The organism is Ekhidna sp., from assembly GCF_965227465.1.
Taxonomy (GTDB): Bacteria; Bacteroidota; Bacteroidia; order Cytophagales; family Cyclobacteriaceae; genus Ekhidna.
The window spans coordinates 1320111-1334174 of sequence record NZ_OZ245746.1 but is presented as its reverse complement, the minus strand read 5'-3'; the positions used below and the strand labels follow the sequence as shown (position 1 = coordinate 1334174).

Sequence of the window (14064 nt, the reverse complement as noted above, 5' to 3'; positions counted from 1 at the left end):
TATTAATGTTAAAAGTCCTTTCTGAGTGACTTTCTCAGCATGAATGAGACCGGGATGAAAACCCATAGCAAAAGCACGCCGATCGAGATAAATAACCCTGAGCTGGTGCCAAAAAATTTCTGAAACAATGCCCCTGTATATCCCAGAAGTGCAGAAATCTCCAGCTTGAGTAAAATCATGATCCGACTCAAATCAATCGGGTTAAAAAGGGAGGCTCCAAGCGCAAATTTATCCAGTGGATAGTCACCAAATACAATCAACGAGATCATGAAAAGCCCATCATAGATCACAGCAAAGAACAGCCACATCAAAATGGCATAGCCGAATCCTTTGATCTTATTGGAATTTCCCAAGCCGATATTCAGAGACAATGCGACGAATATGAATGTAAGAAATGTGCCGGAGGCTAATAATGTGATAAAGTTGCCTACCGCATCTGATTGTGTGATTCCATACAAAAGAAATGGGATGCCTAATCCAATGATCAAACTCATGGAGAGTGAGAGTGACAGGCCCAGGTATTGTCCAAGAAAGATGGTGGAACGCTTCACGGGTTGCGAGAGTAACAGCTCCGTAAACTCGCGTGAATTGTAAAAGTACATGATACCGAAAATGGTTCCGATCATCGGTGTAAGTACCACGATGATATTCATCAAAGTGATAGTTGCTTTCGAAAGATCTGAATTGAGGAATAGTAATACAAATCCCAGCAGCATATAAAAAGCCAGGTATACGTAGCTCCACCTGCTTCGCATCAAATCGTAAAAGCTATATTTTAATATTTTAATCGCTGACATTGAATTCAAATTAAAAAATGTAAAAACCTTTATTTATTGCATTTTAAGCGCTTCCTAAGAACACCTCCATTTCCATTCATTCCGCATTCCATTGTTATCTAATTTCACTTTTTTTCTTGACAAAAAAAGTGACAAAAAAGTCATGAAGATTTTAAAGCCTTTGCCCGCATACCCATCACCACCGCTCCAAATCTTCTTCCCCTCCCTCCTGGACGAATAGTTAACGCATATTTATTTCTAGGACTTTTACTCATCTTAATTATGTGTGCCATTAGGCACAAGCATTGCTGCGATTGCGTGTTCCAAATCTTTTTCATTTGTCTGCCTCTGCATCTCTTCCAGTGTTCCCTGAAAGTGGATCTTCCCATCTAATAGGAAGATGATCTCTTCAGCCACTTCCTCTACCAGGCTCATGATGTGCGTAGTGATTAGTATCGTTTTTCCTTTCTCGCGCTCTTCTTCAATCAGCTTCTTTAACTCTATGAGGGCCACCGGATCCAGTCCGGCCGTGGGCTCATCCATGATGCAGATGTTCGCATCAAACATGAATGCCAACACGATATTCACTTTCTGTCTTGTTCCACCTGATAAATCCGATAGCTTCTTATCCAGAAATTTCCCCAATCCAAATCGCTTGATCAACTCCTTTTCTCTACCCTTCCGATTTCGAATGTCCAAAATCATCTTGATAAGCTCATTGACTGTCAAGTTCTCTGGAAAACGAGCAATCTGTGGCAGGTAAGCTATGTCCTTTCGGTATTCCCAGCTTCTTTTAATGGTTGTTCCGTTGATCTGAAGTTCACCATTATTAGGAATGACCATACCCAAAATGGTTTTTAGTAGCGTCGTTTTGCCGGATCCATTGTGCCCAAGAACCGCGAAAACACCGGGTCGATCAATGGAAAAGCTCACACCTTTCAATACCTCTAATTTGCCAAAGCTTTTATTTAAATCTGTAACTTGAATCATTTGAATGCATTCATTGCCGGTGTTTGATCCACCAGGTTGTCAGGAGTAAAAACAGGCGAAACCTTTTCGGAAAAATTCATAATGTCTACAAAAAGGCTTCTTAGTAAAATGATCGTTTCAGGGGTTTTATTTACAATGTAAGAAAATAGCTTCACCGGTCTATACGGCACATCTCCCACACCATCTTTATCCAGATCGTAACCGGTATAGTCTCCCCAGTAATTTCCATCAAACGTGTTATCATTCATCTTTGAGTTATAGGAAACATCAAAAGAGTTTCCTTTGAAGTCATTTCCTGTGATCCGATTGGCATAGCATCCTCCGGATACCTTAATCGCCCACCCATTTTTATTAAATACATTACCGACATAATTAATGCGGCTGGTACCATCTATAAAAACAGCCGTCGTGTTTTCGATGAATTCATTATCCAGCACTTCAGCATCGTATATTTCTTTTAATAGCAGCCCATAACTCGCCGGTCCCCAGTTGTTAATAAAGACATTATTTTTCATTGTAATAAACTTGGAAAACATAACAGCCACTCCTGCTCCATTGTGCTCAAATCGATTCCCGATGTAATCATCATTGTTGGAAAACATGAAATGTAATCCATATCGAACATTGTCATGTGCGTAGTTTTCTTCGATAATGCTTTCATCTACAAACTCCAGATAAATGCCATCCCTCATTCTGTAAACTTCATTGTCATGGATCTGAAGGTTGGAGCAATGCCATGCGTGAATGCCATTCCCCGCTTCGTCCTCTTTTACATTCTCTCCATACACCAGATTATTCCTGATGATTCCATGTTTGGATTTTTCAATCAGCAGGCCAAAAAATGGATCGACGACAGTGTTGTTCTCAATTAGTAAATAATTCGCCCTGGAGGCATAGATGGCTGCATAATCTTTCGTATAGCTTTTACCGGCATTGATGATTTTCAGCCCGGAAATGGTTATGCTGTCAGCTAGCAACTTTAACACGTAGCTTTTATTCTGACCGTTCAATATGGCGCCCTTTTCACCAATGAGGGTTAAGGGTTTTGTTATTTCAAGATCGACTACCGGATAAATACCGCTTTTTACGATGAGGGTGTCGTGTGGCTCAGCCAGGTTTACTGCTTGTTGCAAATCCCTGATCTCACAACTCGGACAAACAACAGTTTGACCGCTGGTCTGCAGAAAAATTAAAGTAAAAAGGGCAATAAGTAGTAATCTCATATTATTCAACTGATAATATTTCTAAACAGACTATTCATCCGATATTGACGGATTTAATATTAGAACCGAAAGCATTATCGCCTCATTAATTCGCATTTCATTGTTCATTTTATCTTACTTTTTTCCTTGACGAAAAAAGTAACAAAAAAGTCAAGAAGATTTTAAAGCCTTTGCGCACTAGGCCATCACCACCGCTCCAAATCTTCTCCCCACCCACCTAGACGTTGAGTAATCCACAATTCAAAAGGATGATATCTCATATTAGATAGCATATCTCAGACCGATGGTAAAAGCATCTTGTTCGTTCATCTGGATTCCTTTCACCTTTTGGTACACAGGCAATCCATAGGATAGTCCGGCTTTAAAATCCCTCAACACCGGACTTTCACCAAAGGAAAAGTTAAGGGCTACATTGGAGTATACCTTAGTGAATCCGGTATTTTTTGTATCAGCGGTTGTCACCATCATTGGATTTAGCATTTCATCGCGACCCTGCATTTGTGTTTGCTTTTTAGCGCTGAATTGGCCTGCTACGCTTACCCATTCTGCCAGATTATATCCAACCCAGGTATTAATTACGAATTCATTCCCCCACTTGTAGCCTTCCGTGTTATCTCCGGTACGGATCGTAGCTAGTGGCTGTACTCCCCAGCTGACATTCTCAGACGAACCTTTGTACGTCCCTCCAAAAGTTAAATCAACTGTTCCCGTTCCTAGCTGCATTGGATATGGTAAACGCATGCCCTCTGCCATTGGCGTATCACCTTGATTCTTGATGCTTCCGGTAGGGATGCTCACACCTACATTTAGGTGCCATGAATGTGTAGACTCACTAAACAAACCATATAAAGCGCTGATTTTCAAATCACCAATACCTTCGCTTTTTGTACTGAAGTTCATTCCCATCATCGTGCTTAAATCCATTTGATTACGCTGAAAATTTTGCATTAGCATGAGCGTGAGTCGATCTGATGGAGCATACATTACGCCAATCATCAGCATATCCATTCGCATCGCCTGTGGAGCTACCATGTAATTTTGAAATACGATCATGTCATTCACCTCATCGGATCCGGATAGGTTTCCTTCCATTTCCATTGTCATATATCTTACTGAAACCATGAATCCTCCTTTGTGATGCAGGTGATCTCCCATAATTCCTATCGGCGCATAGGCATCCGGACGGTTGTGGTGGTGGGTTGGGTGATCCAGAAGACCAAAACGAGAGTCTATGAATTTCTTCTTTAATTCTTCCCAGTTATATAATTCTCCACCTTTATTCCTCTGAACCTTTTCAGCCACCTCTTTTGACACGTAAGCTGAAAGGTAAGCACCCATCGGGCTGGCGATATTCTTACTCTTTAAATAGGTGGCATTTTTAGCATCAATGATTGAACCGCTCATTTCATAATCTGCCACCATGAGCTTTTTAAAACTGCTTTCATCCTCATCTTTCAGATAGTTTACTAAACACTCAATGGCATCAAACTTTTGGGTGCTCCCATCCTGATCCACTGCTACTGCAGCAAATTGTTGATCCTTGATAAACATGTTGCAATGTGAGCATGCATCAGTTCCAATTTTGATCAAATCCTGAGCAAGGGTCGCTCCTGTCATCACCAATACGGTGACGATAAATACTATTTTTTTCATGTCTTATTGATTTATAATGTTACCTGTATTCATAAAGTAGAATCTTAAAAAACTTGTCATATTGAGTGCAATGAAATATCTTCTTTCTAATGTTATGAGGAATCATGATGTCACTACTTCATTTGATTGTTAAATATTTCTCCTACTATCGAAAAGACAAGTTTTTGTGATTCTAAATCAATTTAAGGTTCAGTTAATTTCAAATTCCGCCTTTAAAGCATTCCAATCCAGGGCGGTCCCGGATACATCCCGAACTGTCTCGTTTCGCTTATCCTCACTTTCAAATGCCGTAAGGAATTCACCCATAGGACTTGGGATTTCCTGAGATATCAAATAAGCAGCACCTGAGGCATCTGTCAGTACTCCCGGATTGGCATAATCAGCCACAAGGTAGTGTTGAACCTCCGGATGTTCCCATTCCTTCAGATCATTGAGCATGCACTCAATGGCATCATACTTAAAGGCCTTACCGGTTTTTGTGACCAGTTGTGCTGCATGTTGTTTATCTACGATGGTCATTTTGCAGAAAACACATGCGTCTTGTCCATAATTTATGGGTTTTGGACCCGTACTACAGGATAAAATGAAGAGTGACAACAGCATTGCATATATAAATTTCATAGTGCTCATGTTTTATAAATTAATCCTGGCTTTTTCGACCTAAGAAAAAAGATACCAAACTCAGTAACATACCAAGCCCTAGTAATATGCCTCCTGTCCGTGGATAGGAAAAAGCATCAAAATTTAATAGCTTTTTATGCCCCAATAGTGGAGGATTATACTGCATCGGTGTACCATCCGGATTGATAAGTTTCAGTATTGCATTTGGATCCAAATCGGTACCATAATCCACCAGCCATAAATTAAAATCATAGATACCGAGTGCCCCAAGTATGCTCATCATTACAAACCATACAAGAAATAAGACAGGAGGTATTTTTCCCATTAAACCCAGGATTCCAATTAGAATCCCAAGACCGGCCATTAACCATACTACTTTCGGAAACACGGAGAACTCCCACATATCATCAGGTTTTGGCAGTGTTTTCATACCGATGTAGTGATTGAGTCCATCAATGTTTTGAATATCGAACTCACTCTCTCCCCTCAATCCATTTACATGAATGTCAATACCAAGTGGCTCAGGGTATTGAGGAGCTCCAAGCCGGATGTTCCACATTGGGAAAACAAATAATCCAAGCAGCATACTGCTACCTATGATCATAATAATTCCAGCACGTTTCATTTGTTTAACATGTTTTAAATGAGAAATTTGAATAAAACTGTAAGACTGAATCAATCATCAGTCTTACAGTTTTTCATTTTAGATGTCGTCACCGTCCAGGGTATAACTCAACTCGATGTTTGAGTTTGCAGGTGATACTCTAATGTATCCTTGCATTTCCTGGTGAAGTGCAGAACAGAAGTCGGTGCAGTAGAAAGGCCACACTCCAACTCTTTCTGGTTCCCAAAGTGAAGTTTTGGTCTGACCCGGCATCACAAGTATTTCAGATGTCCTCTGTCCGATCATGGAGAATCCATGGGGTACATCGAAATCCTGCTCATGATTGGTGATATGGAAGTACACTTTGTCACCCACTTTGATGCCTTCGATATTGTCCGGTGTAAAGTGACTTCTGATGGTAGACATATAGATATGTACCTCTTTACCATCTCTTTCTACCCTGGCCTCTGCCGGACTCTTAATGGCATATGGGTGATTGTTCTCATCGATTCGGTAGATTTTCTTAGAGTTATTCACCAAAAGTTCTGCGTCACATCCAGCAGCATAGTGTGGCTCTCCATGCGTAGGAAAATCGTAAAGCAGCTCCATTTTCTCTCCTGAGATATCATAAATCTGTGCAGAGTGCTCCATTTCAGGACCTGTAGGTAGGTAACGGTCCTTTGTGATCTTGTTCATGGCCACTAAGTACTTGCCATGTGGTTTTCTTGAGTTACCACCTGGGATCATCAAGTGACCTACAGAGTAATAAGTTGGCTTTCTATCCACTACTTCCCAGGTTCCAAGTTTCCACTTTACGACCTCTGATGAGATAAAGAAAGTAGTATACGCATTCCCTTTTCCATCAAACTCGGTGTGCAATGGGCCTAAGCCACCACTCTGTACGCTACCTGCCAATACATCGTCATAGTTAAGGATAGGAATACCATAGGCATCACCATCAAATTTCTCCGCATCAATAGCAGCCAGCATTTTGTCAAATGAATGAACGGTGATGTTTGCTGAAAGCTTACCTGAACCAATAATATACTCTCCATTAGGGTCTACATCACACCCGTGAGGTGATTTAGGAGTTGGCAGAAAGTAAATAGCTCCTGGCACATCCGCTGGATTAACTGTAAGCACTTCGTTCTTCATGGTAGAAGTAGCTGTATGCGTAGATTCATCATAGACGTTATGGGCATATTTGGCAGGCATTTTAGTTCCACCTCCGTTGTTAACATATTCTTCGATTTTCTTCCAGTTTATCGCTGCGATAAAATCCTTGTCATTCTGTGACGCATTAACTTCAAGCAGTGAATTGGCTTCTTCAGTGTTGTACGTGGAGAAGAAGAACCAACCATGTGACTTGCCTCTACCAGGGTGCGACAGGTCATAGTTGAAACCAGGCATCAACAACTGAAACTTGATATCCAAATGTCCATGCTCTTGATCAACCGCAATGAATGTCAATGCTCCTTTGAAATTTGCCTTGTATTCACTGATTGGCATATCCTTTTGAGGTACAGGCACGGAAAACCGTGTTCCGGCTACTACATATTCAGTGTTTTCAGTGATGAAAGAAGAACTGTGATTACCGGCACTATTAGGTACTTCGATGATCTCTTCTGTCTCAAAGGTTGTCAAGCTGATTCTTGCTATACGTGGAGTATTATTTCCATTCGCAAAAATCCATCTTCCATCCAATTCACCATTCGTTTGGGAAATATCCGGGTGGTGAAGATCATCCCATGGAATGAAACCAAATGAAGTATTTAACATAGGTTTAGTTTCTTCCGAATAGCCGTAACCTGACGTTGGAAATTGAGAGAATACAGGTATCTCTTTAAAGAGTCTTCCTGAAGGCAGTCCGTAAACGGTCAGGTTGCCACTATAGCCTCCAGACAGGAAAGCGTATTGTTCATCCCTTTCGCCGGGTGCTACGTACACTTTTTCAGCAATATTGCTGCTAAGCGCACCATTACCTCCTCTATCCCCTGCCTGACCACAAGAAAACAAGAAGGCAAGCGCGCTTATGAATAAAGTATTTTTAATAATGTTAGTTTTCATTTTATTGGTTTTTTAAGGTAAAATCACTTTTTCTATTACATGGATGATCCCATTTGAAGCAGCCACTGTTCCAACTATTTTGGCACCACCAACGCTCACATCATCTCCATCTACAGTCACCTCCAGGTAATCACCGGTGGCCATGTACAATTTTCTACCCTTCTTAGCTTCTCTTTTGAGAGCGTCGATATCATAAGATCCCGGAGCTGCATGGCGTGTGATAATTGTTGCCAAGTCCTCTTTATTCTCTGGCTTCAGCAGATTCTCGAGTGTTCCTTCTGGAAGAGCATCGAAAGCCGCATTTACGGGTGCGAATACGGTAAGTGGTCCTGCGTTAACCAATACATGCTCAATTTCTGCAGCCTGAACACCAGCCACGAGCGTACTGTGAGGCTCTGAGGAAATAGCAACCTGCAGGATATTGGGATCTGACACATCATCCACTACAGAGGCCTGGCCTTGAGGATGAGAGGATGCGGTTTCACTTGAAGTCTCCTGAGCGCTTTCTTGGGTGCTACCACAAGCAGCTAGCAAGCTCAGCAGGAAAAACAAAGTCGTAATTTTTAAAATTATATTTTTCATAATTGAAAGGAATTAGGTTTATAAGGTTCTGAAGTATTCCAAAATATCGCGCGCCTGCTCTTCAGTCATATTTTGGTTGGCCATGGCAGCACCATTAAATTCAACCAAAAGGTCCTTGGCACATCTGTCCTGCTCCACCATTAATTGTGGATCCAGGATCATATTCATGATCCATTCAGGACTTCTTCGTTTCATGATTCCTTTTGGTGAAGGCCCAATAAATCGCTTATCTATTTTGTGACATGCACTGCAATTGGTACTGAAGAGGGCCTCACCTCTCTCTACCATTTCCTGATCTATGGTCTCAGAGAGTGGCAAATCCTTAATTCTACCTACACCCTTATTATCGAGCGTAACACGCTCGCTGGCGGGTACCTGCTCGACAGGTTCCATTTTAGACTGCTCCTTGATCTGATCAATTTTACTTTTTCCGTCTCCACCTCCACATCCAGTGATGAGGAAAAGGGCGGCAATTAAAGTGATTGAGAATACGCTTTTCATGATTTTACTATTTAATGGTTTAAAGTTTTAAAGAATCAGGTGTCTGAAATATGACGTTCTTCATCCTTGAGTATGATTTATGTTATAATTAAAGATTAAAAGATCATTTTATCCTTTATTAAATGAAAATTAAGTCAATCCAATGCCTTTTGTTACTAATTCGGGATCGCGTATTTCTGTAGAAAGCAGAGTTTCCTTTAGTTGATCACGTATTTCTATAAACTTAAAATGAACCGGACACGGGTTTTTTCCTGAGCAATTTTCAAGACCCAGTACACAGCTTTCTAACAGTTTATTTCCATCTATTGCTTTCACAATATCTACCAGTTTGATTTGTTTTTTGGGAGCTAATTCAAAACCTCCGGTGGGTCCTTTGTAGGAGATCAATAATTCACTCTTAACAAGCTGCTGCAAGATTTTGGCTGAAAAAGCAACCGGTGAGTTTATGGCTTCAGATATTTCTTTTACTCCTGTTCTTCTCCCCTCCTGCTCATTACCGGCAATGTAGATCATGATTTTTATGGCATACTCACAGGCTCTCGAAAACATCTCTTTCCTTTTGAAGCAAAAATAGCGATATGATTAATAAAGGACAAATTAATCCTCTATTTAGTACGTATTTTTAACGAATAAATATCCCAATTTATAACCACTTACTTTTGTATGTATAGGCCGTTAGTTTAACCATGAAAACCAGAATTAGAAAACAAACGGCACGGCTCGTTAATTAATTAAGTATGCGCTGGAAACTGAGTTTAGCACAAAGAATAAGAGCAGGAGCTGCTCTCGCAGTAGTTTTTCTTTTGATTATTGCTACCAACTTAATCGATAAGAATCACTTTAGAATTGTTAAAGAAAACCTGACTACTGTTTATGAGGATAGGTTATTAACTAAAAACTATCTCTATCTAATATCAAGGAATCTCCAGCAAAAAAAAGAAATCTTGCAAAGCTCAGATGCGGATGACCTAAGAGAGCTTCACCTGGCAATAAACGATTCAATAGATGCTCTGATCGATAGGTTTTCCTCTACTAAATTGACTGAGCAGGAATCTTTACGTTACACTTCACTAAAAGAAAATATACAAGCATTGAAAAAGTTTGAGAATGCTTATGTTTCTGATGAATCTATAACCCCTGAAGCACCCATCTCAACAAATAGCGAGCAATACTTCCAGGCTGTTTTTCAAGATTTAGATGCATTATATAAAATTCAGTTAGAGGAAGGGAGTAGAGTCATCAGTAGCTCTAATCAAACGATAAAATCTAGCGATCTTATCGCAAAATTGGAAATAGGTGCTCTAATCGTAATTGGAATTCTTATTCAGCTTTTAATTTTCATGAAGCCGTCTAAACATCAGTAACAATCAAACTGCTTTACTAAACTGAGGAGTTCGACTGGTACTGGCCATTCTTGCATCGAGAGCCGTACAAATGACTCTTATTACTTTACGACCCTCAGATGTGACCTTCATGCCCGTTTCATTGTATGTAACCAGTCCCTCATTTTGTAGTTGATCCAGCAGCTTGTAATCAAGAGCAACACAATGCTCCATGAATTCTGACTCATGCCAGGTCGTTTCAAAATCACACATCAAATTCAGGATATGCTTTCTAAAAAAGAGGTCTTGTTTAGTATGTATATGTCCTTTGATTATTGGCAGCTGACCCCTGTCCAGAAAATCATAATACTTAGGAATGCTCTTTTCATTTTGAGCAAATCCACTCCAGCTATCGCTAATAGAACTTACACCAAGGCCTACCAACAACTTGCTGGTAAAAGGTGTGTAACCCATAAAGTTTCGGTGCAACTCCCCCTCTTCTCTTGCTACCAATAATTCGTCTCCTGGTAATACATAATGATCCATGCCTATCTCCGCATATCCTGCGTCGAGAAATGCATTCTTTCCCAGCTGCATAAAGTCCCACTTATTGCCTCCATCAGGCAGGTAAGCCTCGTATGATTTCTGAGCAGGTCTCAATGCCGGAACATGGGCGTAGCTGTAGTATGCAATTCGTTCGGGTTTTAATGTGATGATTTGATTGAGCGTGTTTTGAACGGACTCCTGTGTTTGTCCTGGTAGTCCATATACCACATCATAGTTCACAGAGGTATATCCAATCTCCCGTGCTTTCTCGGTGATGAATTTTACCTGCTCAAACGACTGCATTCGGTTGATGAGCTTCTGCACATTCAGATCAAAATCCTGTATCCCAAAACTCACCCTGTCAAATCCAATATCATACAGTGTTTGAAGATGCTCCACTGTGGTATTCGCCGGGTGACCCTCAAAACTCATTTCGAATTCCTTTGATAAGCTTGCCCGACTGATGATTCCTGACAGTAATCGATCGAGGTTTTCCGGAGCAAAAAACGTAGGTGTACCCCCACCCAGGTGGATCTCTCTGATAAGCGGTTTTTCAGGAAGCATTTCCAGATACAGTTCCCATTCTTTGAGCAAGTGATCGATGTATGGGCCTTCAACCTGATGGTTCTTGGTAATACGCGTATTACACGCACAATAGGTGCACAAGCTTTCGCAAAAAGGTAAATGAATATACAAACTGACTTCTTTGCTGCTTTCCCAAAATGCCGACTGTAAGGTTTTTTGATAAGCGTCTATGGTAAAGCTCTCCGGTTCCCAAAATGGGACGGTTGGGTAGCTGGTATATCTGGGGACGGGTAGGTTGTACTTCTTCAGGTCTTGCATTGAATCAAAATTTGACTCAAAGCTATTTTGATATTCAAGGGTGTCTAATGATTAAAGGAATGAGAGCACCTGATTTTTATCACTTGTTTTTGAGAATGACTTCAAAAGTGGTTCCCTCTCCTTTTATTGACTGCACTTTCATTTCTCCATTGTGCTCATCTATTATCATTTGGCTGATAAACATACCAAGCCCAGTTCCTTCTCCTGGGTCTTTTGTTGTGAAGAAAGGATCAGTCATTTTCGCTATTTCTCCCTTACTCATCCCAATTCCTGAATCAGAAATCTTTATAATGATGGCTTTTTTCTCATTTTTTGTAGATATCTCTACAAAACCAGATTCTACAATCGCTTGCTCTGCATTTGTAATGATGTTAGTAAAGACTTGATGAAGCTTACCTTCATTACCTTTTACAATTGAATTTTCGGCATGATAATAGGATCGTATTTCAATGTCCTTTTTCCTAAAACGATTTGCTAGCAATGTCAAGCTATTTTGTAAAATCTCATGTACATCACAAACTTCATCCATAGTTTTCCCTGAGCGACTAAAATGTGAAAGACCATTTACAATTTGAGAAGCTCTTCTAACACCTTCCTCAATTGCATTGAAATATTCATCATATACTTCATAACTATTTTGAGTTAGAAGTCTCTCTTTTAATGCCAGCGCCCCATGCTTTATGAAGTTTAGCGGATTATTGATTTCATGACCGATTCCAGATGAAAGGATTCCTAATGAAGCCATCTTTTCCGCTCGTATCAGTTGCTGTTGAGTTGCTTGAAGCTTCTCATATCCCATTTCAAGTTCTTTGTTTTTTGCTTTTAATTCCTTGGTACGGTCAAGTACTTTCGATTCGAGATTTTTATTTAGTAATTCAAGTTGCTTTTGATAATCTCGAATTTCAGTAACATCCTCGGCAAAAAATGTGATGCCAACTACTCTATCACCATTAAAAACTGGAGTATACTTACACTTGAAGTTTAAGTCACCTTTTGGACCCGGATACACAATTTCAACTTGAAACTTTTCTCCCTTTAGCGCTTTATTGAACAATTCATTAAAATGACTAACCTGATCTTTGTGCTTGATCTCTTTCAATATGTTCATTCCTTTTTGCAAATTCATACCATCTGTCAACTTGGCGGAGATCTTGAATGCTCGATTAAATTCAACTAACTTTTTATTTGTATCAAATAGCCCTATCAAGTCAGAAGTACTTTCAATAATTGATTTTAGATTGGCTCTTTCTGTTTTTAGTTTATCAATCGATTTTTCCAAATTACCTTTTAGGTAGGTGTATAAGAAAAGAAAAATTGCAAGAAGTCCGATGTAAGCACTGCCAACAAATTTTATTCTATCAAATACTTCAGACGCAATAAATGCTTTTGGTACGCTCACAACCAATTGGTGATTAACAGGCGAAATGTCCGTTGATATAACTATGCTTGCTTCATTATTGACTGGGTTGATGCAACTAAATAATAATAAGTCTTCATTTAATCTTTCTTCCTGACCATCCTCTAAATGGTAGCTTAGGGAATCCCTACCTAATATGCTTTCATATTTTTCTTTTGGTAAGGGATATAAAATTTGAGTAGTACCAAAACTCTTGTTAATTAAGTGAATCTGATAGTTTTCATTAAAACCAAAACGTTTTAAATCTTCAACTATGCTGCTGTAATCTACTCCGGTTGTATTGACTGCCAGCAGATTACCATTTTCATCTCTAATGGGCACTCTTAAGGGAATAACCCAATCACCTGCAAGAGCGGTATAATAGCATTCTCCTACCGATATCCCATCCCCTTTTCTGGCCAGATCAAAGGATCGTCTGGTTTTTTCAGATTGCATTAGGTGTGGAAGAGAGTCAGTAAGAGGTCTGCCGCTAAAGACAAGAATTTGTCCATCAGGTCTTGCGAAACCAAAGGCTAATAATTCACGCTCATAAGTTTTTAGTGCTTCCGTTGCAAATGCAGCTTTTTCCTCTATCGACTCTATTTCGGCTAGTCGATTTCCTACACTCAGCAAGCTTAGCTCCCATTGTCGAAAACTAAGTTCATAGTATTCCTTTATGACAGAAACTGTATAGCCTAAATCATTAATTCTATCATTTCTTGTATCCGCATAGATATATACAAAGACGCCAGCGAGCGAAATTGTTATGGTGATCACAAGAAGAAAGAATATTCTTCTTAAAGATTTAATTTCAGATACGGACTTCATTGATCCGTTGTTTAGTCCTATAATATAGACTAAAACCCTAGATAAAGGGAGATTGATCTAATAAAAATTCAATTTAAAGTCCACAAACTGTGATCAACCCAGCAGCATTGGC

General features: G+C 39.8%; 13 protein-coding genes. 1 reads left to right on the top strand and 12 read right to left on the bottom strand.

Features of this window, described 5'->3' with window-relative positions; translation table 11 throughout:
• Positions 1 to 8 precede the first annotated feature (8 nt).
• The 10 genes from ACO05G_RS06010 to ACO05G_RS05965 form a co-directional block, all read right to left on the bottom strand.
• The gene (locus ACO05G_RS06010; protein ID WP_421765148.1) at positions 9 to 797 is read right to left on the bottom strand and encodes an ABC transporter permease; all 789 of its coding nucleotides are present in this window, start codon (positions 795 to 797) and stop codon (positions 9 to 11) included.
• Between the two features lie 255 nt (positions 798 to 1052).
• Positions 1053 to 1766 carry an ABC transporter ATP-binding protein gene (locus ACO05G_RS06005; RefSeq protein ID WP_421765147.1) on the bottom strand — a complete coding sequence of 238 codons (714 nt, stop codon included), beginning with the start codon at positions 1764 to 1766 and terminating at the stop codon, positions 1053 to 1055.
• Positions 1763 to 2989 (bottom strand): nitrous oxide reductase family maturation protein NosD, encoded by a 1227-nt coding sequence (locus ACO05G_RS06000; RefSeq protein ID WP_421765146.1) that lies wholly within the window; start codon positions 2987 to 2989, stop codon positions 1763 to 1765. The genes ACO05G_RS06005 and ACO05G_RS06000 overlap by 4 nt, the downstream gene beginning before the upstream one ends.
• 261 nt (positions 2990 to 3250) lie before the next feature.
• Positions 3251 to 4642: a nitrous oxide reductase accessory protein NosL gene (locus tag ACO05G_RS05995; RefSeq protein ID WP_421765145.1), complete on the bottom strand. Its 1392-nt coding sequence runs from the start codon at positions 4640 to 4642 to the stop codon at positions 3251 to 3253.
• Positions 4643 to 4831: 189 nt separating this feature from the next.
• On the bottom strand, positions 4832 to 5263 hold the full coding sequence (locus tag ACO05G_RS05990; protein ID WP_421765144.1) for a nitrous oxide reductase accessory protein NosL: 432 nt from the start codon (positions 5261 to 5263) through the stop codon (positions 4832 to 4834).
• 19 nt (positions 5264 to 5282) lie between these two features.
• A complete protein-coding gene (locus ACO05G_RS05985) occupies positions 5283 to 5888 on the bottom strand; it encodes a hypothetical protein (protein WP_421765143.1) in 606 nt (201 codons plus the stop codon).
• A 78-nt stretch (positions 5889 to 5966) separates the two neighbouring features.
• A complete protein-coding gene (gene nosZ / locus ACO05G_RS05980; RefSeq protein WP_421765142.1) occupies positions 5967 to 7934 on the bottom strand; it encodes a Sec-dependent nitrous-oxide reductase in 1968 nt (655 codons plus the stop codon).
• 12 nt (positions 7935 to 7946) lie between these two features.
• Entirely contained in the window at positions 7947 to 8516 is a 570-nt protein-coding gene (locus tag ACO05G_RS05975; protein WP_421765141.1) for a fasciclin domain-containing protein, read from the bottom strand.
• Positions 8517 to 8534: 18 nt separating this feature from the next.
• Positions 8535 to 9017: a c-type cytochrome gene (locus ACO05G_RS05970; protein ID WP_421765140.1), complete on the bottom strand. Its 483-nt coding sequence runs from the start codon at positions 9015 to 9017 to the stop codon at positions 8535 to 8537.
• A gap of 129 nt (positions 9018 to 9146) precedes the next feature.
• Positions 9147 to 9566, bottom strand: coding sequence for an RrF2 family transcriptional regulator (locus ACO05G_RS05965; RefSeq protein WP_421765139.1), 420 nt, complete (start codon positions 9564 to 9566; stop codon positions 9147 to 9149).
• A 188-nt stretch (positions 9567 to 9754) separates the two neighbouring features.
• On the opposite strand from ACO05G_RS05965, the gene ACO05G_RS05960 reads away from it, so the two are divergent.
• Entirely contained in the window at positions 9755 to 10381 is a 627-nt protein-coding gene (locus ACO05G_RS05960; protein ID WP_421765138.1) for an MCP four helix bundle domain-containing protein, read from the top strand.
• Between the two features lie 3 nt (positions 10382 to 10384).
• On the opposite strand, the gene hemN is transcribed toward ACO05G_RS05960, so the two are convergent.
• Both hemN and ACO05G_RS05950 read right to left on the bottom strand, forming a co-directional pair.
• On the bottom strand, positions 10385 to 11728 hold the full coding sequence (hemN, locus tag ACO05G_RS05955) for an oxygen-independent coproporphyrinogen III oxidase (protein WP_421765137.1): 1344 nt from the start codon (positions 11726 to 11728) through the stop codon (positions 10385 to 10387).
• A gap of 79 nt (positions 11729 to 11807) precedes the next feature.
• The gene (locus tag ACO05G_RS05950) at positions 11808 to 13952 is read right to left on the bottom strand and encodes an ATP-binding protein (protein ID WP_421765136.1); all 2145 of its coding nucleotides are present in this window, start codon (positions 13950 to 13952) and stop codon (positions 11808 to 11810) included.
• Positions 13953 to 14064: the final 112 nt, after the last annotated feature.

Coding starts and splice junctions, on each gene's coding strand:
- ACO05G_RS06010 (WP_421765148.1), bottom strand. CDS start 797: ATGTCAGCGATTAAAATATTAAAATATAGCTTTTACGATTTGATGCGA.
- ACO05G_RS06005 (WP_421765147.1), bottom strand. CDS start 1,766: ATGATTCAAGTTACAGATTTAAATAAAAGCTTTGGCAAATTAGAGGTA.
- ACO05G_RS05995 (WP_421765145.1), bottom strand. CDS start 4,642: ATGAAAAAAATAGTATTTATCGTCACCGTATTGGTGATGACAGGAGCG.
- ACO05G_RS05950 (WP_421765136.1), bottom strand. CDS start 13,952: ATGAAGTCCGTATCTGAAATTAAATCTTTAAGAAGAATATTCTTTCTT.
- hemN (WP_421765137.1), bottom strand. CDS start 11,728: ATGCAAGACCTGAAGAAGTACAACCTACCCGTCCCCAGATATACCAGC.
- ACO05G_RS05960 (WP_421765138.1), top strand. CDS start 9,755: ATGCGCTGGAAACTGAGTTTAGCACAAAGAATAAGAGCAGGAGCTGCT.
- ACO05G_RS05965 (WP_421765139.1), bottom strand. CDS start 9,566: ATGTTTTCGAGAGCCTGTGAGTATGCCATAAAAATCATGATCTACATT.
- ACO05G_RS05970 (WP_421765140.1), bottom strand. CDS start 9,017: ATGAAAAGCGTATTCTCAATCACTTTAATTGCCGCCCTTTTCCTCATC.
- ACO05G_RS05990 (WP_421765144.1), bottom strand. CDS start 5,263: ATGAAATTTATATATGCAATGCTGTTGTCACTCTTCATTTTATCCTGT.
- ACO05G_RS05985 (WP_421765143.1), bottom strand. CDS start 5,888: ATGAAACGTGCTGGAATTATTATGATCATAGGTAGCAGTATGCTGCTT.
- ACO05G_RS06000 (WP_421765146.1), bottom strand. CDS start 2,989: ATGAGATTACTACTTATTGCCCTTTTTACTTTAATTTTTCTGCAGACC.
- nosZ (WP_421765142.1), bottom strand. CDS start 7,934: ATGAAAACTAACATTATTAAAAATACTTTATTCATAAGCGCGCTTGCC.
- ACO05G_RS05975 (WP_421765141.1), bottom strand. CDS start 8,516: ATGAAAAATATAATTTTAAAAATTACGACTTTGTTTTTCCTGCTGAGC.